A 21,081-nucleotide genomic window follows, 5' to 3' on the forward strand; every position below is an offset into this window, starting at 1 on the left:
AATCTCCTCGGAAGGCTGCGCTCACACGGTTTGCGAGCGACGGAAGTCGCGACGAACATCAAACCGGAGCTCAAGGAGGTGGATCGTGATCAACACTCAGAAATCACTGGCTAAACAGCGCCTACAACATGGTCACCGTAGCACGCCGTGGAATGCGGCGGAGATGCTCGATCGACCCGACAAACAGTGCCCCCGGCAGGATTCGAACCTGCGACCTGCGGTTTAGGAAACCGTTGCTCTATCCCCTGAGCTACGGGGGCGGGGAGGCTATGACCTGCGCAGGCTTGATCATCACCGCGAAGTCGAACCTGCTCGAAACTGCAGCTCAACCCGTGCTTCTGATCTAGAACGGTGGCCATGGCCCCATGCAAGACTAGCCGCTCGTGTGTCAACTGATCAGGCGCGGTCTGCTCTGCGAGGCAGGGGACGCACGATGGATCGGTCGGACTGCTGCATCGATGAGTGACTGAATCTGGCGCCACGGGCTGGAGGGGTCTCGAGTGAGCGCCGGCTCCGCTCTGGAGCATAGCGCATCAGCCGGTATGCGTGGGATGGACGTCGGCGCCGATGCGAGCCGCCGTGCGAAGCAGCTCGGGCAGGAAGTCTGCGATCTCCTGATCCAGAATTGCCCGACTCGATGCCTGGGTGGAGACGTTGATGGCAGCAACGACGCGTCCTTTTCGGTCGCGTATCGGCACCGCCATGGCGCTGAGGCCCTGCTCAAGTTCCTCGCTCACCAGGGACCATCCGTCCATCCGAACCCGCAGCAGGTTCTTGCGCAGCTCGGCGGGTGATCGGATCGAGCGCGGCGTGATCTGGTCGAAATTGGCCTGATCAAGGTAGTTGGCCAACTGGTCCTCGGGGATCCAGGCCAACATGGCACGACCGATCGCCGTGACGTGGGCCGGAAGCCTGCTCCCGACCGTCAATGAGAGCCGCATGATGCGACGTCCGCCGACGCGGTGAACGAACATCACGTCGGATCCTTCGAGGACGGCGACTGACACGTGTCGGTCGATGGCCTTCGCGAGTGCATCTGCATGGGGCGCCGCCACATCGCTGAGGGTCAGCTGGGACTGCTGCGCGTACCCGAGTCCGAGCAGGCGCGGCGAGAGCGAGAAGCAACGGCCGTCGTATTCGACGTACCCCTTGGCGACGAGCGTGAGCAGTAGCCGTCGGCATGCTGAGCGGGAGATCCCACTCCGGGCAGAGATCTCGTCGAGGTTCATCCTCGAGTGGTGCGCGTCGAAGGTCGTGATCAGTGAGAGGCCACGGCCGAGTGAGTGCACGAAGTCCCGAGGGGTGGTGACGCTGTCGTCGTTGATCACTGCGACCAGCTCCCTTGATCGACGGCGCTCTCGGAGGTGGCTGCATTGACGATGTCGGTGCTGATGGCCTCCGACGCCCTCAACAGGAGTGGGAGTACGCGACTACGCAGATCCTGCAAGCTGGTGCGAGTGACGTGCGTCGACACGTTCAGTGCCGCGATCACCAGGCCGCCGGAGTCGCGCACCGGCGCGGCAATCGATCGCAACCCTGTGTCCAGCTCCTGGTCTGCGATGGCGTGACCGTCCCGCCGTGCCTGCTCGATGGCGGCCCCCAGGTCGCGGGGAGACGTGGTGGTCCGGGGAGTCAGGGGAGTCGCTTCGAGGTTGCCCAGGTAGTGCTCGATCTGTTCAGGGTCCTGGCCTGAGAGCAGAACGCGCCCCGTTGATGTCGCATAGGCCGGGAAGCGGGTGCCGATGTCGATATTGACGGTCATGATGCGCGACGCCTTGACGCGATCGACGTAGACCACGTCGTACCCGTCGAGCACCGTCAGCGAGCAGGTGTCCCGCACAGCAGCCGAGAGCTGCTGCAGGTGTGAGTGCGCGAGGGCCGGAACGCGAGAGCTGTCCAGGTAGGCATCACCCAGCTCCATCACGCTCGGCCGCAGTGCAAAGGAGGTTCCGTTGCTCGTGACGTATCCGAGGTGGCTGAGGGTGAGCAGGAGCCGGCGCGCCGTGGCGCGAGTTGTCTCACACAGGCGCGCAACCTCTGCGAGGGACAAGGGGGCGTCCGAGCCACTCAGCACTTCGATGACCGCGATCCCGCGCTCGAGTGAGGCGACGTGATCGTCCGAGGGCTCCTGTTCAGCATCCCGCTGACTCATGCGGCGAATGTAGTGCATTTCTCTGCGATCCTTGTGTCAACGCGCGGCCATTCCACTATGCGAACACTCATCCACACATCCTAAGGCATCCCTAACAAGTCCACTGAGATTGTTGCCATGGTTGCCAATCGTGTGATTCGCGTGACACACTCAACTTTCATAGTATCCGTACGTATGTACGCAGAGCGGAATGGTGAATGAAGAGCGAACAGGGTGTGGCGACGGCGGCCGTGCGGCCGGTCGTCTGGATCGCACTCATCACCTGCATGGGCGTCGGGCCGCTGTTCCTCTACTCGTTGTCGTCGGTCTCGGCCGTGGTCATCGACGACCTCGGCCTCACGTCGGCGCAGTTCGGATCCATCGCGACGATGACTTTCCTGTCAGCGGCAGCGTGCTCGGCGCTCTTCGGTCGGTGGGCCGATCGGGTGCGGTCCACCCATGCGCTGATGGCCATCTCACTGGGTTCGGGAGCTGGCCTGGTCCTCGCAGGTCTGGCGCCGTCGTACGGCTGGATCCTGCTCGCCGCCATCGCATGCGGCGTTGCTCAGTCGATGTCCAACCCCGCGACCAACCGCTTCGTAGGAACCCTCGACAGGGCCCCGACCGGATCGCTGATCGGATGGAAGCAGTCCGGGGTCCAGATGAGTCAACTGGTGGCCGGCCTCAGTGTCCCGGCTCTGACCGTCCTGTTCGACTGGCGTATCGCGATCGCCGGTGGGGCGCTGTTCGCCGTGGTGGGAGTCGCCAGTGGCCTAGCGCTGCCGACCGGCAGCTCCAGTGCGCCGGGCCGCTCTCGCGCCGCGTCGTCCGGCCTCGGTCCAGGTGTGTGGGCCCTGACCATCTACACCTACTTCATCGGTCTGGGCCTTGCAGCCGTGAATACCTACCTACCGCTGTATGCCTTCGAAGAGCTCGGCTTCTCTCTGTCGGCTGCGGGCCTGACAGCGGCGATGATCGGTCTGGTCGGCCTGGTCAGCAGGATCTGGTGGGGGCGACGAACCGATGCCGGTGCGCGTCTCGGACCTGTGCTGGTCCTGTTGGGCGTCGGCTCCCTCGCTGGCGCAGCGATCGTCGCTTCCGCCCAGTGGGGCTCCAGTGGTCTTGTCTGGCTGGGTGCCGGAGTGTTCGGGGCGAGTGCACTGGCAGCCAACAGCGTCACCATGGTCTCTCTCCTGACGTTGGCACCGACCGGCCTGGTCGGTGCGGCCAGTGGTGTGCTCTCCACGGGTCTCTACCTCGGCTTCGCGTCCGGGCCGGTGACATTCGGCCTCGTACTCGACCACTCCTCGTACGCCGTCGCCTGGGCCGTGCCCTGCGCCGCCTTCGCCGTCGCCACCACAGGCGCAGTTCTCTGTCTTCGTCGACTCGACCCTGCTGGAAAGCCGTCGAGCTCGCATGTCGTGTCCGGTTCAACCCCCGAGAAAGGCTGACCATGCTGACCCAAGAGCAGAATGAGCTGCTGACCAAGACCGGCCCGGGAACCCCCATGGGTGACCTGTTCCGCCGCTACTGGATCCCCGCACTGCAGGCCGATGAGATTCCTGAGCCTGACTGCCCGCCCGTGCGGGTCAAGATCCTCAACGAGAGCCTCATCGCCTTTCGGGACACGCAGGGGCGCATCGGGCTGATCGATGAGTTCTGCAGCCACCGCACTGCCTCGCTGTTCTTCGGGCGCAACGAGGAGTGCGGGCTGCGCTGCGCCTACCACGGTTGGAAATACGACGTCGACGGCAACTGCATTGACATGCCTTCCGAGCCCGAGGGAAGTAAGTTCCGTGAGCGCATCAAGCAGCGTGCCTACCCCTGCGTCGAGCGTGCCGGGATCATCTGGACGTACATGGGACCGACGGACATGAAGCCCGACCTCCCGGAGCTTGAGTGGGCGACCATTCCCGACTCTCACCGGTATAGCTCCAAGCGCCGCCAGTTCTCCAACTACCTGCAGGCCATGGAGGGCGGAATCGACTCGAGCCATGTCTCGTTCGCGCATCGCTTCAACCTCGACGACGACCCAATGCACAGCGGAACGGCCGGCAACGAGTACCTCAAGGCCGACACCCGCCCCAAGTTCGAGGTTGCCGAGACCGACGGAGGCCTGCTCATCGGCGCGCGCCGCAACGCCGACGACGAGAACTACTACTGGCGCGTCACGCAATGGATCATGCCCTGGTACACGATCATCCCGCCGTTCGGTACTCACAACCCGCTTGGCGCCCATGCCTGGGTCCCGATCGATGACGAGACCTGCTGGGCCTGGAGCATCAACTACCACCCCACCAGGCCGCTGCGGGAGGACGAGCTCGCCGCCATGCGCGACGGCGGCGGCATCCATGTCAAGTACATCCCCGGCACCTACGATCCGATCGCCAACCGTGAGAACGACTACCTCATGGACCGAGAGGCACAGCGGCGTAAGGAGAGTTTCAGCGGCATCGAGGGGATCTCGGCGCAGGACTTCTCCCTGCAGGAGTCCATGGGCCAGATCTGCGACCGGACGAAGGAGCGTCTGGGCACGAGCGACGCCGGGATCATCCTTGCCCGTCGGCGCCTGCTGGCAGCTCTTGAGGATGCTCAGGAAGGTGAGGTTCCAGGCGTCGACGTCGAGCACCAGCAGGTCCGCTCCACCTCGGTGCTGCTTCCGAAGGAAGTTCCGTTCCAAGAGGGTGCTCGCGAAGCCCTGATTGCCAAGCCCGGCGAAGACTTCGTCTCCATCTAACCGTGTGATCGAGAGGAAACTGTCATGTTCATCATGAGATCCCAGCGGCCATCACTCACTGGCGGCCTACTGGCCTGCGCCGCCTGCTTGAGTCTGGTCGCGTGTACCGGCAGCGCCGGGTCCGACAGCTGCGACGGTGCATCCGTGGAGGCTGGCATCGTCAACAGTGCGACCGACGCCCTGTTGTTCATCGCCGACGAGAAGGGCTACTTCAAGGAGGAGGGCCTGGACGTCGACTTCACGCAGTTCGACTCCGCCGCGAAGATGATCGCGCCGCTCGGATCCGGGCAGCTCGACGTCGGAGCCGGTGCTCCGTCGGCCGGCTTCTACAACGCGGTCGCTCGTGACATCGACGTGCGGATCGTCGCCGACAAGGGCTCGCTCGTCGAGAACTACGACTACATGCCCATCCTCGTGCGCACCGACCTCGTGGAGTCCGGGCAGGTCGAGAGCGTCGCCGACCTCAAGGGCCTGCGGGTCGCCGAACCAGCTGAGGGAACATCAACGTCCGCGACCATGGCGGCCGTCCTCGAGTCCGAGGGCCTCGACTACGACGACGTGGACCATCAGTTCGTGGGATTCCCCGAGCATGTCTCGAGCTTCGAGAACGGAGCGATCGATGCGGCCGCGACCACCGAGCCCACTGCCGCCACCATCGTGGAGTCCGGCGCCGCTGTGCGCTTCTTCGACTCCACTGAGGTCTACGACGGGCAACAGCTCGCCGTCATTCTCTACGGTGGCGGCTTCAGCAGCGATCGTCCGGCCGTCGCGCAGTGCTTCATGAACGCCTACGTGAAGGCCTCCCAGGACTACAACGCCGCGGTGGCCGACGGAGACTGGGAGGGCGAGGAGTCCACCGAGATCGTCGACATCATCTCCTCGGCCATCGGGATCGATCCGGAGCTGTTCCGAAAGACCGTCCCGAGCTTCGTCGCTCCGGACGGCGCCGTGAACCTGGAGAGTCTCGAGCGGGACTACGAGTTCTTCAAGGAGCGTGGCTGGCTCGAGGCAGACGTCGAAGCCGACTTTGACCAGCTCGTCGATCAGACCTATACCGACCAGGCCGCTCAGTCGGTCAATGGATCGTGAGGACCTCACATGTCACAGAACACCGCCAGGTCCCAGGTGAAAGAGGACCTGCCCGCGCCGGCGCAGGCTCCTGCCGTCCCGCCGAAGAAGAAGTTCACGTCCACGAAGGCCTTCGAACGGTCTCTCGCGGTCCTCACCCCGGTAGCGCTGTTGCTCATCTGGGAGGTGCTCGGTCGTCTGGGTGTCATCGACACCCGCTTCTTTCCCGTGCCGTCCGCGATCGTCGAGCAGATGTTCGCTCTCTCCGAGAGTGGCGAGCTGTGGAGCAACGTGTGGGCTAGTACCCGGCGACTGTTCATCGGGTTCTGGCTCGGGCTCGTTCCTGCTCTGATCCTCGGAGTGGTGATGGGCCTGTACCGGCCGATTCGAGCTGCCCTGCAGCCGCTCGTCTCGGGCACCTATCCGATCCCCAAGAGCGCACTGCTGCCCCTCATCCTGCTCATCTTCGGTCTCGGTGAGACGTCGAAGGTCGTCATGGTCGCGATCGGGGTCTTCTATCCCGTGGTCATCAACACCGTCGCGGGAGTCATGAACGTCGCACCGATGTACTACGACGTGGCCAAGAACTTCGGGGCCAGCCGTTGGCACGTGTTCAAGACAGTCGCCATACCCGGTGCGATGCCGAACATCATGACCGGCATCGAGCTGGGGGCGGGCCTCGGCCTCATCCTCATTGCCATCGCCGAGATGGTCGGCGCCGACAGCGGTCTGGGCTACATGATCTGGAACGCCTGGCAGCTCTATTCCGTGGAGACGATGTACGTCGGTCTGCTGGTTATCGCCGTCATCGGCTACGCGCTGGCCCTGCTGCTCGGCGCCGTCTCCAACCGCCTCACCCCCTGGAGGGCGGACCGATGAGCGAGCACACCGTCCTCAGATCCACTGAGCAGAAAGGTGACACGACGATGTCATCCAGCACAGCGGCACCAGCTGCGGCGGGAGTCACCCCGGACGCGGACGTGCAGATCCGACTGCGCGGCCTGACCAAGCAGTTCGACGTGCGAGGAAAGACCGTGACAGCGTTGGACTCCCTCGACCTCGACGTGCCGCGTGGACAGTTCCTCGTCATCGTCGGCCCGAGTGGCTGCGGCAAGACGACCCTGCTGCGAATGCTCGCCGGACTCGACGCGCCGACGGCTGGCCAGGTGGAGGTCCAGGGGGGACGTGAAGGTCGCCCGGAGAACTCCATGGTGTTCCAAGGAGACTCGATCTTTCCCTGGATGAGTGTCTGGGACAACGCCTCCTACGGCTTGACGATGCGCGGCGTCCCCCGGACGGAGATCAAGGAGACCGTCGGGCACTACCTGGACAAGACAGGGCTCGCTGCGTTCGCCAACGCGTATCCGCACCAGCTTTCCGGAGGGATGCGCCAGCGTGTCTCTATCGCTCGAGCCTTCGCCAACGATCCGGAGATCCTGTTGATGGACGAGCCGTTCTCGGCCCTGGACGAGCAGAACAAGACCCTCCTGCAGGCAGAGCTGCTGCGCATCTGGGACGAGACCCGCAAGACCGTCGTGTTCATCACTCACAGTGTCGACGAAGCGGTCACGCTGAGCGACCGCATCATGGTCATGACAGCCCAGCCCGGTCGGGCGAAGGCCTTCGTGGACGTTCCGTTCGAGCGTCCCCGTGACGTGTTGGAGCTGCGTCATCAGAGCAAGTACGGCGAGATCGTCTACGACATCTGGCAGCAGCTACGTGACGAGGTCTCGCGGAGCCAGGCCCAGGCTGGGAGTGCTCCGCAGAAGAAGCGGTCGTGGCTGCGCCGATGATCCAGGCACCCTCGGACGTGCGAGCCGCCGTCAGCTCCGGAACCGGTGTCGTCGAGGTCGAGACCTTCGACCTCGACGGCGCCGCCGGCTGGCTGAGGGTCGAGTCGTCCGGTATCTGCGGTACCGACGTCCAGCTCAATGTGCGGGGTCTGCAGGCTCCTGCCGTCCTCGGTCACCACGTGATCGGCACCATCGAGCACCTTGACGACGAGTTTGCCGAGCTCCTGGGCGTCGCGCCGGGAGAGCGTGTTGCCGTCGAGGAGTACATCGGCTGTGGCCACTGTCAGGAGTGCATGGCGGGGGCGTACCGCTTCTGTCCGCAGGCGGACCTCTGGACCGGCGGCGAGCGGGTCGGCATGCTGCCCACCCGTGTCCGCACTGGCCTGCACGGCGGGAACGCCGAGTTCATGGAGCTCTCGGCACGTCACGCTCTCCATCCGGTTCCTGCCGCGCTCTCCCCGGACCTCGCCGCATGGGCCCTCCCGCTCGCGAACGCCATCGAGTGGGTGATGCTGGTCGGAGGGGCCTGCCGAGGCTCGCGGGTGGCGATCATCGGACCCGGGTATCACGGGTTTGCGTGCGCGGCTGCGGCCCGTCACGCGGGTGCAGCTGAGGTTCACCTCTTCGGCCTCGAACGAGATGCCGAACGGCTTCGAGTGGCCGAGGGCCTGCGCGTACACACCCATGTCGGGGCGCACGTCGGGGGAGTTCCCGAGCTGGACATCGTGGTCGACACCGTCGGGAGCACCCGGACGACAGCGCTCGCCACGACGCTCCTTGCTCGCCACGGCACGCTGGTGCTCGCAGGGATCTCCGGAGGCACGGAGCTCGACGTCGACGCCACCGCGGTCGTCCGGCGCCTGCTCACCATCCGAGGCGTCCGTGGGCGCTCACCCGAGGCGGTCGGACTCAGCATTCGGGCACTCGACCAGGGCATGACCGGCCTGGGCGTCATCCCCACCCATCGCATCGGCCTGGACGAGGTCGGATCGATGCTCACCAAGCTCAGGTCCGGATCCGGACCAGCGACACCCCACGTCATCGTCGATCCGTGGCTGACGTCGAGAACAGGCCCACGTCCGGCCGAATTCCAGGAGGTCTCATCATGAATCCACTGCGAAAGTCGTACGAGGCCCGCGTGCTCGTGGTTCCACTCGGATCCGATGCCCTCGAGCTCGCCGAGAGTCTGGGTGACCTCGGGGTCGACGGTGTTCAGGTGCTGTCCCACCCCGACGCCGAGCTGGCCAGCACCGAGGTCCTTGGACAGGATGGCTGGGAGCCGCCGAGCCCTGCCAACACCAGCCAGGTCACTCAGAGTGCGGACATGATCGTGCTGCTTGCCACCGACATGAGCGCCGTGGCCGAAGCGACCGTCCGAGAAGTCTGCGCAGCGGCGCGCGAGGGCGGAGACCTGATCGCCGCTGTGCTGGTCTCACCGCAGCACTGGGAGGAGCCGAGTGGTGCCTCCGCGATGGTGACGCTGCGCCAGGAGGTCGACATGCTCATATCTGTGAGAGGTCCGCGTCTGGTCGCAGCCCTGCTCGACGTCCTCCGGGGTGGGGCTCGTGAGGCTGCGACAGCCGAGGAGGTGTTGGTATGACGTTGACGTCTGATCCTGCCCGAGTGCTCGCGCCGCCCGTCGAGCCCGACAGCGTCCTACGAGAGGTCACCGTTGGCGCGGCCCGTATGGAAGCTGAAGGAGTCCTGTCGCTGGAGCTCAAGGACCCTTTCGGACGTGAGTTGCCGAGCTGGACCCCCGGCGCTCACATCGACGTCGTCCTTCCGTCCGGGGCTGTCCGTCAGTACAGCCTGTGCAGCGATCCTTCTGATCTCACCGCCTACCGCATCGCGGTACTGAGGGAGTCTGATGGGCGCGGTGGGTCGGCGGAGATCCACGACTCGGCCCTAGTCGGTCGGGCACTGCGGATTCGTGGACCTCGCAACCACTTCGTGCTCGAGGACGCCGCCAGCTACCTGCTGGTGGCCGGAGGTATCGGCATCACTCCGATCCTAGCCATGGCCCGCTCTCTCAGTCAGGCCGGCAAACGGTTTCGGGTCCTGTACGGCGGTCGAAAGAGGTCGTCCATGGCATTCGTGCAGGAACTGCGCGAGCTCGTTGGTGATGCTCTACATCTCGTCCCCGAGGACGAGAAGGGCATGATCGATCTTGCCACGGCGCTCGCGAGCTGTGAGAGCGGCACGGACGTCTACTGCTGCGGACCGGAGGCACTGCTGCAGGCCGTGGACGCTGCCTGTGGCGAGGCATCGACGGTCGCAGACCTGCACGTCGAGCGCTTCTCAGCTGCCCCGGAGTCTCCTGCACCCGAGCCAGGACAAGGTGCCACCGGTTTCGAGGTGGAGCTGCGGCGCTCGGCCGCGTTCTTCACCGTAGGTCCTGAGGACTCATTGATCGACATGGTCCGACAACACTGCCCCGAGGTGATGAGTTCCTGCGAGGAAGGATTCTGTGGGACGTGCGAGACGCGCGTCCTCGAGGGTGAGCCAGAGCATCACGACACGATCCTGACAGAGAAGGAACGTGCCTCGAACAAGACGATGATGATCTGCGTGGGCCGGTGCACGTCCGAGCGGTTGGTGCTGGACCTGTGAGTGCTGACCGGACGGTAGACATCGACCCATTCATCGCAGGCCGCACGCGACGTCGCGACCTTCGTCTCGAGGTCGCGAATCCCGCAGACCCAGAAGACCGGGTCGGATCCGTCGGCATCAGCTCGCCCAAGGACGCGGACTGGGCCGTGCAGGTTGCCGATGCTGCACGTCCGCAATGGTCGAAGCGGAGCGTCTCGGAACGCGCGGAACTCCTGGAAGGCTCGGCGCAAAGGTTGGACGAGCAGAGTTCAGTGCTCGCCGCCCTCCTCAGTCGAGAACATGGCAAGACGCCGAGAGAGGCCGCCGCCGAGATCGCTGGCGCAGTGCAGATCCTGCGCTGGCACTCTGAGCAGGCTGCCGCGTTGGAGCCGGTAGTGGTCCACGGTGACAGTGGCCGCATGGTGACCCGGCGCGTCCCGGTGGGGGTCGTCGCGGTGATCGTCCCGTGGAACTATCCCGTGCTGCTGGCGCAACTCATGGTTGCCCCAGCTCTGCTTGCGGGCAATTGCGTGGTGGTGAAGCTGCCCGACCACTCCCCGCTCGCATTGTCGCGCGTCCTCCACTGGTTGGCATCGGCCCTGCCGGACGGAGTGCTCAACGTCATCGCCGGCGAAGGGTCCAGTGTGGGAGCTGCGCTGACGACTCATCGCCTCGTGCGGAAGGTCGCCTTCACCGGAAGCACCCCGACCGGCCGAGCCATCATGCGAGCAGCTAGCGACACACTCAAGGGACTCAGCCTGGAGCTGGGAGGCAACGACGCCGCAGTCGTGCTGGAGGACGCCCGACTCGACGGGGACCTGGTCGCCGAGCTAGTCAAAGGCACCCTCGCCTGCGCCGGGCAGGTCTGTTACGCGCCCAAGAGGCTCTACGTGCACCGTCGCCATCGTGCGCTGTTCGTCGACGCGTTCGTCGAGGAAGCCGACGAGGTCGTGGTCGGTGACGGCCGTGACCCCGCGGTCACCATGGGGCCACTCAACAACGCCGCCCAGCGCGATCGGGTACGCGAGCTCCTCCGAGACGCCGTGCAGCGTGGGGCCCAGGTGTTGCCACTCGGCAGGGCTTCAGCGGTCCGGAACGAGAATGGACTGTTTGTCCAACCGCATCTGGTCGTAGAGACCGACCCAGGGTCACGGCTCATGCAGGAGGAGCAGTTCGGGCCGCTGGTCCCCGTCTACTTCTTCGACGACGAGGACGAGGCCGTCGAGCTCGCCAACGCAACGGAGTACGGACTTGCGGCGTCGGTCTGGTCCGAGGACGTTGATCGCGCCTTCGAGATCGCTGGACGAATCGAGGCGGGAACAGTGTTCGTCAACATTCACCGGGTCGGGGCCTCGAGTGTCGCCATGCCCTTCGGCGGTTTCAAGCAGAGCGGGATCGGGCGCGGCCACGGCATCGAGGGTATCCACGAGTACACCGAGCTGCAGGTTCTGGCGGAGCGACAAGACATGAGGAGCGCCACGTGAACGAGGCTCATGCAGAGACGCACGAGACGGGGCTCGCGGCGGACAGCCTGCTCGACGTGCTGGTCGAGTGGGGCATCGGCTCGGTGTTCATCTGTCCCGGGAGCACCGAGGCTGCCTTCCTGCACGAGGTCTCGCGACGAAGCGACATCGACATCATCCTGACGACCCACGAGTCGATCGCGGTGTCGATGGCGGACGCTCACGGGCGAGCCACGGGCGAACCTGCGGTGGCCTACCTGCATGCCAACGTCGGGCTCACGAACGGACTGAGCCATCTGTACGCTGCTCAGCTCGCGCACAGCCCAGTGGTCCTTCTCACCGGACTCAAGCAGACACAGATCCAAGGCCGTGGCGGTTTTACCACGGCCCCGCACATGCGCGACTTCGTTCGCCAGTACTCCAAGTGGACTTGGCAGAGCCTTCGGGCAGACGCGGTGGCCAGCGATGTTGCCCGAGCCCTGCAGGTCTCCGCCACGGCCCCGCAGGGGCCCACGTGGGTCGGACTCTCGCAGGATCTCGTGGAGGCAGCCGCATCTCGCGGTGCCGGCCCCAGGGGTCGCCACACGATCGCAGATGCCGTGCGTGCGCCGTCGGCGTCTGTGACGCGGACCGTCGACCTGCTGCTCACCTCCCGCAGTCCCATCATCGTCGCGGGCGCGGACGTGGCGTCCGCAAGTTCTCGAGGTCATGGAGCTCGACTCTTGGCTGCGTTGGCCGAACAGCTGGTGGCCCCGGTGTTCGTAGAGGATCGACGTGGCTTTGAGCGCACGGTCCTGCCGACCAGCGATCCGCACTTTGCCGGCCTGTACGACGTGACCCGTCCGTCGGTTGCCGGATCGGACCTGGTGCTGTTCGTTGGAGCGAAATGCTTCCTGGAGTTTGAGGCGCCTGTGCGTAGCGACGTGCCTGTCGGAGCGAAGCTGGTGCACACGCACCCCGACCCCGCGGAGGTCGCGAAGATCCACGGCGTGGACGTCGCGGCGGTGAGCGACAGCGTGACCTTCCTGGACGACGTGCTGACCGAGCTCAAGACACGCGAACCGGTGGCACGGCTGGGTGCTGCGGTAGAGATCGCACGCGAGGAGCAGCAACAGGTGATTGGGCGTGTCCTTCCAGGGCCGTCTGCAGACGATCGAGTGACCGTCGGCCAAGTCATGGACGCGCTGTCCAGGACGCTGGATGGGGGCACCCTGGTGGTCGGCGATGCGACCACCTCGGGCAAGGCACTCATCCACGCGGTGGAATGCAGCGAAGCGACGATCCACACGACCTCGTCGGGATCTCTGGGCTGGGGGGTGGGCGCAGCGCTCGGGTTCAAGCTGGCGCAGCCGGAGAAGCGGGTGGTGGCCGTGTGCGGCGACGGCGCGTTCCAGTTCGGCATTCCGGGCCTTTGGACTGCCGTTCGTTACAACATCGACGTGACCTACATAGTCGTGAACAACGAGTCATACGCTGCGGTGGGCGCTGCCATCAGACGGTACGCGGGAAGCGTGACCGACGAGGAACGAGCACTGACCGTCGATCTCGCCGGCCCGAGACTCAGCGCTGTTGCCGAGGGCTTCGGGTTGCGTGGCTTCGTCGCGAGAACACTGAAGGATTTCACCGCCGCGCTGGAGGCGGCAGCGCAAGCCAAGGGCCCGTGCTTGGTCGAGGTCGTCACCGATCCGCTCGACATGGGGCCATGACGCGGCACGGCGCACGAGGGATGAAAGACGCTGTCGTTCCAGCCGACTCAGGCTCTAGTTCGCGGCCCTCGGATGCTACAGAGCATGCCTTCTTCGGGTCCTGCTCTGTCCCCACCATCACCGGACCCTGCACGCCGACGGCTGGGACATCCACTTCACCATCGACGGCATCCCCGAACTCGTGCCACCAGCGTTGCTGGACCCAGACGCAGGCCCCGACGATTCCCACGACCATCGGGAGAACTCTGCCCACAGAGCGGTCGAGGCGCTGTGCCCCGACCGGCGTGGACGTGATGTACGTGATGAACCACTGGCGCGGCCCAGCGTCCGCGTAGGATCGAGCCGAAGCCCACACGAGCAGGGGAGACAGGTGACGAGCACCAAGCAGGTCGACTCCTGGTTGACCGACATGGACGGCGTCCTCGTGCACGAGGAACGGGCCATTCCCGGTGCCGCGGAGTTCATCGCCACCCTGCGGGAGCTTCAGCTGCCCTTCCAGGTGCTGACCAACAACTCCATCTTCACGCCGCGCGACCTGCGCGCCCGGCTCGCGGCCGCCGGCATCGACGTCCCGGAGGACGCCATCTGGACCTCGGCCCTCGCGACCGCCCAGTTCCTCGCCGACCAACGCCCCGACGGCACCGCCTACGTCATCGGCGAGGCCGGCATGACCACGGCACTGCACGACGTCGGCTACGTCATGACCACGCGTGATCCCGAGTACGTCGTGCTGGGGGAGACCCGGACCTACTCCTTCGAGGCGATCACCCGCGCCATCCAGCTCATCGAGAACGGCTCCCGGTTCATCGCCACCAACCCCGACGCCACCGGACCCTCACCCACCGGATCGCTGCCGGCCACAGGGTCGGTCGCCGCGCTCATCACCAAGGCCACAGGTGTCGAGCCCTACTTCGTCGGCAAGCCCAACCCGCTGATGATGCGCAGCGCACTCAACGAGATCCAGGCCCACTCCGAGAGCACCGTCATGGTCGGCGACCGGATGGACACCGACGTCCTGTCCGGGCTGGAGGCTGGCCTGCGCACCATCCTCGTCCTCACCGGATCCACGCCCGCAGCGACGGTCGACAGATTCCCCTTCCGGCCCACCCGTGTCGTGGACTCCATCGCCGACGTCGTGCCCCTCGTCCGCGAGCTTCACACCTCCTGACGAACCAGTCGCACCAGTTCTTGCGCGGACTTCGCTAGACTGACGTTGCTCAAGGACACCACCGTGTCCGTGGGACGCAACGTTCGAAAGTGGACACGTGAGGGTTTTCCTGACCGGAGCCTGCGGGACGCTCGGCCGATCGGCCACCACCGCGCTGCTCCAAGCCGGCCACGACGTGGTCGGCCTGACCCGACGTTCATCGCCCGGCACGGATGCAGCCTTGCAGCTCGTGCGCGGCTCGAGCTTCGATCGCCCCGCCATGACTCGGCTGATGCAGGGGTGCGATGCCGTGGTCAACGTGGGCCCGGCCGCGCCGGTCGGCTATGCCGCGATCCGCCCCGGTGCTTGGCGCTGGCACGATCACGCGCAGGTCGTCGGGTCGGCGCGCGTGGCGGAGGCTGCCGCCACCGCGGGCGTCCCACGACTGGTGCAGGTCAGCAGCAGCGTCCTGTACGCCGCAGCCGGCGACGACTGGGTGGATGAGCACTCCACCATCGATCTCACGCAGACCACCGAACCCGTGGTCATCGCCGAGTCCAACGCCGAGAACTTCGGCAGGAAGTCGGGCGACCATGTGGTGCTGAGGCTGGGGCGTCTGGTCGGACCGCATCCGCACACGCGGTGGATGGTGCGGCGAGCCAGGTCGGGGCGACCGACCGGTTTCGGGGACCCGGCGTCCTGGATCCACCTGCTGCACGTCGAGGACGCCGGCACGGCAGTAGTCTGCGCGCTCACCGCGCCGCCCGGTACCTACAACGTCGGTGCCGAACCGAGCCGTCGGATCGAGCTGTCGGAGCAGTACGCACTGGCCGGCGAGCGCAGCGGTGCGCGCTTCCACTCCGCAACCCTGCAGCGGTTCGCCGGCCACCGGTTGGAGATGCTGACCCGATCGCAGCGGGTCAGCTCCCAGCGATACTCCGACCGCACCGGCTGGTACCCCCAGCACCCGAAGCTCACCCCTGAATGGTTCGACGATGTCACCGGGTGACGACGCGGCCGACAACTGCGCGCGGGCCGCTGCCGAGCGCGAGCGGCGGCGCAGGGCCGCGGCGCTGCTGGGCGACCTGCTACCGGAGTCGACGTCCGACGACATGCCCGATGCAGCAGACACACAGCGGGGCGGGAGCCCGCACCAGGGTCGAGATGACGAGCTGATGCGGGACGTCCCGCCCCATCACGGCGGCTGAACCACCGACGATCTGGTCAGATCGGGCGCTGCAGAGCGTCACGGATCTCGCGCAGGAGCTGGACGTCCTCGGAGATCTCTTCCTCCTCCTCAGCCCCGCCAGCGCGACGCTCGTTGATCTTCTGCATCGGGACGACGATGAAGAAGTAGACCGCTGCCGCCGTGATGACGAAGGTGATGACCGCGGTGATGAACGCGCCCACCGTGAAGACCTGGTCACTCACCGTGAAGCTGAGCCCCTCAGGACCGCCGCCCCCGGCCAGACCGATCAAGGGATCGATGAACGAGGAGGTGAATGACGTGACCAGCGCCGTGAGGGCGGTGCCGATGACCACTGCGACGGCGAGGTCGACGATGTTCCCGCGGAACAGGAAGTCCTTGAAACCCTGGAGCATGGAAGTTCCCTTCGAAAAGGCGATGAGATATGTCCAACGGGAGCGAGCCTAGCGAGCCGGCGACGCCGCGTCATTCTCCGCGCATCGTGTCAGCGGTCCTCATCCGGTGGGACCGTGAGCACGCCCAGTCGGGCGTCGACGGCGGCCTCGGCCAGCGCGACCGCGACCTCCTGCTCGGCGGCCACGCGCAAGGTCGCCGAACCGGTCGGATCGTCCTCGTCGCCGTCGGTGGCCACCACCTCCAACGCCTCGGCGACCACGCGGGCCGTCGAGCCGTCGGCCTGACCGTCCGCAGTCACGGCCACGATGTCGACCAGCTCGCCGACACCGACCGACTCCAGCTCGACGGGGTCGGCGATACGGACCGTGGCGACCACGATCCCCGGGTCCCGGCCCAGGAGGGCGCCCGGTCCGAGCAGGCGGGCGTCGGTGAGCATCTCCCCGCCTCGCACCGGACCGGAGAGACGACGGCCCACCAGGTCGTCGACCGAGGCGATGGCATGGTCGGCGGCCACGCCCGGTGGGACGGCCCGGTGCTCCACGTCCTCCGAGGTCAGCCGGGTTCCGCTGGCCAGGTCGCGCGCGGAGACGACCACCGTGCTCGTCTCCGGTGTCTGCGTGCGGACCGACGCCAGGGCCGTGAGAACAGCGAGGCCGGCCAGCGCGGCGGCGATGAGGCGTCGATGGTGCAGGAGCAGATGTCGGAACCGGTCCATGCGGGGCACGCTAGGGACCTACGGAGGACGAAGCAGCGAGTTGTCCACAGGAACGTGGGACCCCGGCAGGTGACAAATCGGTTACGGGCCCCCGGATTCACCGCTCAGAGGCTCCACGTGGCCCGGTCGTGGGGCTAGTGTGCGGGGGTGCCGGGCTCCCCGGCATTGTCTTGAGGAGGAACTTTGCGTCGATTCACCAAGGCCGGTGCTGTCGCCGGTGTGGCCGCGCTCGTGCTCGCCGGTGCAGGCTGTGCGAACAACAACGACGACGACGACAGCGCGTCGGGCGAGGACTGCGTCGACTCCGTGGACGTGAAGGTCGGCATGGCCTTCGATGTCGGCGGCCGAGGCGACCAGTCGTTCAACGACTCCGCCGCCAAGGGCCTGGACCAGGCCGAGTGTGAGCTGGGCTTTGAGGTTCAGACCGCCGAGGCGCAGGACGGCGAGCCTGAGTCGGCTCGCGAGGACCGGCTCCAGCAGCTCGTCGACGCGGACTTCAACCCGGTCATCGCGGTCGGCTTCGCCTACTCGGAGTCCGTCGGCAAGGTGGCCGCCGCCAACCCCGACGTCAACTTCGCCATCGTCGACGACGCGGTCGAGGGTGACAACATCACCAACCTGCTCTTCGCCGAGGAGCAGGGGTCCTTCCTGGTGGGCGCAGCTGCGGCCATCAAGTCCGAGTCCGACAACGTCGGCTTCGTCGGCGGAGTCGAGGTTCCGCTGATCAAGAAGTTCGAGGCCGGGTTCGTGGCGGGCGCCGAGGCGGTCAACCCCGACATCGAGGTCCAGGTCCGTTACCTGACGCAGCCGCCGGACTTCAGCGGGTTCGGTGATCCGGCCAAGGGTCAGACCGCGGCCGAGGGCATGCTCGACAGCGGGGCGGACATCGTCTACCACGCTGCCGGCGGCTCCGGTGGTGGCGTCTTCGAGGCCGTGTCGGCCGCAGGCGCCAAGGCGATCGGCGTCGACTCCGACCAGGGGCTCACGGCCGATGAGTCGGTGCGTGAGGTCATCATGACCTCGATGGTCAAGAACATCGACGTCGCGGTCTTCAGCTTCCTGGAGTCCGTGGCCGACGGTGAGCCCTCGACCGGCCCGCAGGAGTACGACCTGGCCGAGGACGGCGTCTCCTACTCGACCACCGGAGGACAGATCGACGACATCACCGATGAGCTCGACGGCTACAAGCAGCAGATCATCGACGGCGAGATCGAGGTCCCGTCGGAGTGATCCCCGGCGGGCCCGGTCGCTGACCGGGTGCACCTGGGACTGTCGCGGTCCGGCCAGACGCGTTGGCGTGGGCCGGGCCGCGGCCGTTGTGCCCGACTCGCAAGAACCACCACGAGGAGCCCCTCAGTGACGAGCCCAACATGACGGGCGCCGGCCCGACGGCCTCGCCGCCCGGCGCGGAGGACCCCACAGCAGACGGGCCGGGACCCGACGACGTCGTCGTCCGTCTGCGCGGCATCGGCAAGACCTTCCCCGGCGTGGTGGCCAACCACGACGTCAACATCGACGTCGTCCGGGGCACCGTGCACGCCGTGGTGGGGGAGAACGGCGCCGGCAAGTCGACGTTGATGAAGATCCTCTACGGGGTCCAGAAGCCCGATTCCGGCACGATCGAGGTGAACGGCACACAGGTCTCGCTCGGTTCGCCCTCCGATGCGATCGCCGCTGGTGTCGGCATGGTCTTTCAGCACTTCATGCTGGCGGACAACTTCACCGTGCTGGAGAACGTCGTGCTGGGGGCGGAGAAGCTGCACGGCATCGGTGGGACGGCACGCGCGGAGATCCTGCGCATCTCCGAGACCTACGGCCTGGGCGTCGATCCCGACGTGCTCGTCGAGGAGCTCGGCGTCGGTGCCCGCCAGCGGGTGGAGATCCTCAAGGTTCTCTACCGGGGTGCGCGGATCATCATCCTGGACGAGCCGACCGCCGTCCTGGTGCCTCAGGAGGTCGACGAGCTGTTCGAGAACGTCCGGCAGCTGACCCGGCGGGGCGTGGCCGCCATCCTCATATCGCACAAGCTCGACGAGGTGCTGTCGGTGGCCGACACCGTCACCGTGATCCGCCGTGGATCCACCGTCGACACCGTGCCCGGATCGAGCGTCGACTCACGACAGCTCGCCGAGATGATGGTCGGTTCGGAGCTGCCGAGCCCCACGACCGAGAGCTCGACGGTCACGGACGTCCCGGTGCTCGAGGTACGAGACCTGGGCCTACCGGCCGCCGGCGGCCGGCCGTTGCTGAGCGACATCGACTTCACGATCCACCGGGGCGAGATCCTCGGTATCGCCGGGGTGGAAGGAAACGGCCAGGTCGAGCTGGTGGAGTCGGTCATGGGCATGAGGCCGGGTGCGACCGGGTCGATCGTGGTCTCCGGTCAGGACCTGGCCCCGCTCTCCACCCGCCAGCGTCGTGAGGCCGGGATCGGCTACATCCCCGAGGACCGTCACCGGCACGGGCTGCTGCTCGACGCGCCGCTGTGGGAGAACCGCGTGCTGGGGCACCAGACCCGCGAGCCCAACGTGACCGGGCCGTTCATCCACCGCTCCGGCGCTCGTGCCGACACCGAGCGCATCGTCGAGGAGTACGACGTACGGACCTCCGGCATCGATGCGCTCGCGCGGGCGTTGTCCGGGGGCAACCAGCAGAAGCTCATCATCGGACGCGAGATGAGCGATGAGCCCAGCCTGCTCATCGCCTCCCACCCCACCCGTGGCGTCGACGTCGGGGCACAGTCGGCGATCTGGGGTCACATCAAGCGGGCCCGACGCGAAGGGCTGGCGGTGCTGCTGATCTCCGCCGACCTCGATGAGCTCATCGGGCTCTCCGACACCATCCGTGTCATCCTGCGCGGTCGCCTCGTGGGGACGTTCGACCCCACGACCGTGACGCCGCAACAGCTGGGCTCGGCCATGACCGGGGCCGACGACCACGACGGGGAAGGGCCCACGGCGTGACCGACCAACGTCTCAAGCGCCTGGGGCTGGCCATCGCAGCCCCCGTGCTCGCGCTCTTCGCCGCCTTCCTCATCACCAGTCTGGTGCTGGCGATCGCGGGCGACTCCGTCACCGGGGTCTGGGGACAGATCCTCAGCCTGCCGGAGGCACGGGGGATGACGAACATCGTCAACTCCGCGACGGTCTACTACCTCTCCGGCGTCGCGGTGGCCATCGGCTTTCGGATGAACCTGTTCAACATCGGGGTGGACGGGCAGTACCGGGTCGCATCGTTCGTGGCCGCGGTTGTCGCCGGCGAAGCCTTCCTGCCCGGATACCTGAACACGATCCTCGCGCTCGTCGCCGCCATGGCCGTCGGCGCCCTGTGGGCCGGCATCGCCGGGCTCCTGCGGGTGACCCGTGGTGTCTCCGAGGTGATCTCCACGATCATGCTCAACTCCATCGCGACGGCGCTCGTGGCCTACCTGCTGCGCAAGGCCGCCGTGGACAACCCCGGCTCCAACATCACTGCCACCAAGCCGGTGCCCGAGGGCAGCCGGATCCCGGGCTTCACGCTCTTTCCCGGTGCGCCCAACGAGGTCTACGGCTTCCTGTTCCTCGCGTTCGGCGTCGGCGTCGCCTACTGGGTGGTCATCAACAAGACGCGGTTCGGCTTCGACCTGCGAGCCACAGGCCTCTCGGAGAGTGCGGCGGTCGCCTCCGGCATCCGGGTCAAGAAGATGATCTTCATCTCGATGCTGTTGTCCGGGGCCGTCGCCGGCCTGGTGGGCATGCCGATCCTGCTCGGAGAGGCCTACGCGTACGGATCGACGTTCCAGTCCGGGCTCGGGTTCGCCGGCATCGCCATCGCCCTGCTGGGGCGCAACCACCCGATCGGCATCGCGTTCGGCGCGCTGCTGTTCGCCTACCTCGATGAGCAGTCCAACCCGTTGCAGATCCTGCAGAACGTCTCACCGGACATCGTCAGGATCACCCAGGGCACGATCGTGCTCACAGTGGTCATCGCCTATGAGGTGGTCCGTCGCTACGGCGTGCGGCTCGAGCAGCGGCAGGTTGCTGCCGCCCTCGGTGCCGGCCCCGAGGGCCGAGGGGCCGGCGGGGATCGCAAGGAGGTGGCCTCATGAGCGAGCGCCAGCGAGTGAACCATCAGGCACCTCGTGCCATCG

20 protein-coding genes and 1 tRNA gene are annotated in these 21,081 nt (G+C 66.5%); 16 read left to right on the top strand and 5 right to left on the bottom strand.

All coding sequences use genetic code 11. The features are described 5' to 3' along the window. Nucleotides 1-187 precede the first annotated feature (187 nt). The 3 genes from ACEVFP_RS06070 to ACEVFP_RS06080 all read right to left on the bottom strand — a co-directional run bounded on the left by ACEVFP_RS06070 (nt 188) and on the right by ACEVFP_RS06080 (nt 2,152). Nucleotides 188-260, bottom strand: a tRNA-Arg gene (locus tag ACEVFP_RS06070). A 273-nt stretch (nt 261-533) separates the two neighbouring features. Beyond that, nucleotides 534-1,328 (bottom strand): IclR family transcriptional regulator C-terminal domain-containing protein, encoded by a 795-nt coding sequence (locus tag ACEVFP_RS06075; RefSeq protein WP_375002748.1) that lies wholly within the window; start codon nt 1,326-1,328, stop codon nt 534-536. Then, on the bottom strand, nt 1,325-2,152 hold the full coding sequence (locus ACEVFP_RS06080; RefSeq protein WP_375002749.1) for an IclR family transcriptional regulator C-terminal domain-containing protein: 828 nt from the start codon (nt 2,150-2,152) through the stop codon (nt 1,325-1,327). Before ACEVFP_RS06080 ends, ACEVFP_RS06075 begins: the two co-directional genes overlap by 4 nt. 197 nt (nt 2,153-2,349) lie before the next feature. On the opposite strand from ACEVFP_RS06080, the gene ACEVFP_RS06085 reads away from it, so the two are divergent. From ACEVFP_RS06085 to ACEVFP_RS06145, 13 genes are all read left to right on the top strand, one after another. Beyond that, nucleotides 2,350-3,582, top strand: a complete 1,233-nt coding sequence (locus ACEVFP_RS06085; protein ID WP_375002750.1) for an MFS transporter — start codon at nt 2,350-2,352, stop codon at nt 3,580-3,582. A 2-nt stretch (nt 3,583-3,584) separates the two neighbouring features. Beyond that, entirely contained in the window at nt 3,585-4,868 is a 1,284-nt protein-coding gene (locus ACEVFP_RS06090) for a Rieske 2Fe-2S domain-containing protein (protein ID WP_375002751.1), read from the top strand. Nucleotides 4,869-5,012: 144 nt separating this feature from the next. Then, on the top strand, nt 5,013-5,957 hold the full coding sequence (locus tag ACEVFP_RS06095; RefSeq protein WP_375002752.1) for an ABC transporter substrate-binding protein: 945 nt from the start codon (nt 5,013-5,015) through the stop codon (nt 5,955-5,957). Nucleotides 5,958-5,966: 9 nt separating this feature from the next. Then, the gene (locus ACEVFP_RS06100) at nt 5,967-6,815 is read left to right on the top strand and encodes an ABC transporter permease (RefSeq protein ID WP_375002753.1); all 849 of its coding nucleotides are present in this window, start codon (nt 5,967-5,969) and stop codon (nt 6,813-6,815) included. A gap of 47 nt (nt 6,816-6,862) precedes the next feature. Continuing rightward, nucleotides 6,863-7,729 carry an ABC transporter ATP-binding protein gene (locus tag ACEVFP_RS06105; protein ID WP_375002754.1) on the top strand — a complete coding sequence of 289 codons (867 nt, stop codon included), beginning with the start codon at nt 6,863-6,865 and terminating at the stop codon, nt 7,727-7,729. Beyond that, on the top strand, nt 7,714-8,838 hold the full coding sequence (locus ACEVFP_RS06110; RefSeq protein ID WP_375002755.1) for an alcohol dehydrogenase catalytic domain-containing protein: 1,125 nt from the start codon (nt 7,714-7,716) through the stop codon (nt 8,836-8,838). The genes ACEVFP_RS06105 and ACEVFP_RS06110 overlap by 16 nt, the downstream gene beginning before the upstream one ends. After that, nucleotides 8,835-9,329, top strand: coding sequence for a hypothetical protein (locus ACEVFP_RS06115; protein WP_375002756.1), 495 nt, complete (start codon nt 8,835-8,837; stop codon nt 9,327-9,329). Before ACEVFP_RS06110 ends, ACEVFP_RS06115 begins: the two co-directional genes overlap by 4 nt. After that, complete coding sequence (locus ACEVFP_RS06120; protein WP_375002757.1) at nt 9,326-10,339, top strand: PDR/VanB family oxidoreductase; 1,014 nt, start codon at nt 9,326-9,328, stop codon at nt 10,337-10,339. Before ACEVFP_RS06115 ends, ACEVFP_RS06120 begins: the two co-directional genes overlap by 4 nt. Further along, nucleotides 10,336-11,802 (top strand): aldehyde dehydrogenase family protein, encoded by a 1,467-nt coding sequence (locus ACEVFP_RS06125; RefSeq protein ID WP_375002758.1) that lies wholly within the window; start codon nt 10,336-10,338, stop codon nt 11,800-11,802. The genes ACEVFP_RS06120 and ACEVFP_RS06125 overlap by 4 nt, the downstream gene beginning before the upstream one ends. After that, nucleotides 11,799-13,487 carry a thiamine pyrophosphate-binding protein gene (locus ACEVFP_RS06130; RefSeq protein ID WP_375002759.1) on the top strand — a complete coding sequence of 563 codons (1,689 nt, stop codon included), beginning with the start codon at nt 11,799-11,801 and terminating at the stop codon, nt 13,485-13,487. The genes ACEVFP_RS06125 and ACEVFP_RS06130 overlap by 4 nt, the downstream gene beginning before the upstream one ends. A 409-nt stretch (nt 13,488-13,896) precedes the next feature. Next, on the top strand, nt 13,897-14,655 hold the full coding sequence (locus tag ACEVFP_RS06135) for an HAD-IIA family hydrolase (RefSeq protein WP_375003774.1): 759 nt from the start codon (nt 13,897-13,899) through the stop codon (nt 14,653-14,655). A 97-nt stretch (nt 14,656-14,752) separates the two neighbouring features. After that, nucleotides 14,753-15,643 (top strand): NAD-dependent epimerase/dehydratase family protein, encoded by an 891-nt coding sequence (locus tag ACEVFP_RS06140; protein ID WP_375002760.1) that lies wholly within the window; start codon nt 14,753-14,755, stop codon nt 15,641-15,643. Continuing rightward, on the top strand, nt 15,630-15,842 hold the full coding sequence (locus tag ACEVFP_RS06145) for a hypothetical protein (protein ID WP_375002761.1): 213 nt from the start codon (nt 15,630-15,632) through the stop codon (nt 15,840-15,842). The genes ACEVFP_RS06140 and ACEVFP_RS06145 overlap by 14 nt, the downstream gene beginning before the upstream one ends. Nucleotides 15,843-15,858: 16 nt before the next feature. Here the strand turns inward: ACEVFP_RS06145 and mscL are convergent, their stop codons facing one another. Beyond that, complete coding sequence (gene mscL / locus ACEVFP_RS06150; protein ID WP_375002762.1) at nt 15,859-16,236, bottom strand: large conductance mechanosensitive channel protein MscL; 378 nt, start codon at nt 16,234-16,236, stop codon at nt 15,859-15,861. 89 nt (nt 16,237-16,325) lie between these two features. After that, the gene (locus tag ACEVFP_RS06155) at nt 16,326-16,952 is read right to left on the bottom strand and encodes an SAF domain-containing protein (protein ID WP_375002763.1); all 627 of its coding nucleotides are present in this window, start codon (nt 16,950-16,952) and stop codon (nt 16,326-16,328) included. 183 nt (nt 16,953-17,135) lie between these two features. Between ACEVFP_RS06155 and ACEVFP_RS06160 the strand changes: the two genes are divergently transcribed. The 3 genes from ACEVFP_RS06160 (at nt 17,136) to ACEVFP_RS06170 (ending at nt 21,039) form a co-directional block, all read left to right on the top strand. Further along, nucleotides 17,136-18,182 (top strand): BMP family protein, encoded by a 1,047-nt coding sequence (locus ACEVFP_RS06160; protein WP_375002764.1) that lies wholly within the window; start codon nt 17,136-17,138, stop codon nt 18,180-18,182. Nucleotides 18,183-18,322: 140 nt separating this feature from the next. Continuing rightward, nucleotides 18,323-19,915, top strand: coding sequence for an ABC transporter ATP-binding protein (locus ACEVFP_RS06165; protein WP_375002765.1), 1,593 nt, complete (start codon nt 18,323-18,325; stop codon nt 19,913-19,915). Then, nucleotides 19,912-21,039, top strand: coding sequence for an ABC transporter permease (locus ACEVFP_RS06170; protein ID WP_375002766.1), 1,128 nt, complete (start codon nt 19,912-19,914; stop codon nt 21,037-21,039). The genes ACEVFP_RS06165 and ACEVFP_RS06170 overlap by 4 nt, the downstream gene beginning before the upstream one ends. The last annotated feature ends 42 nt before the right edge of the window (nt 21,040-21,081 follow it).

The sequence above is a fragment of the Aeromicrobium sp. CTD01-1L150 genome (assembly GCF_041951745.1).
Lineage (GTDB): Bacteria > Actinomycetota > Actinomycetes > Propionibacteriales > Nocardioidaceae > Aeromicrobium.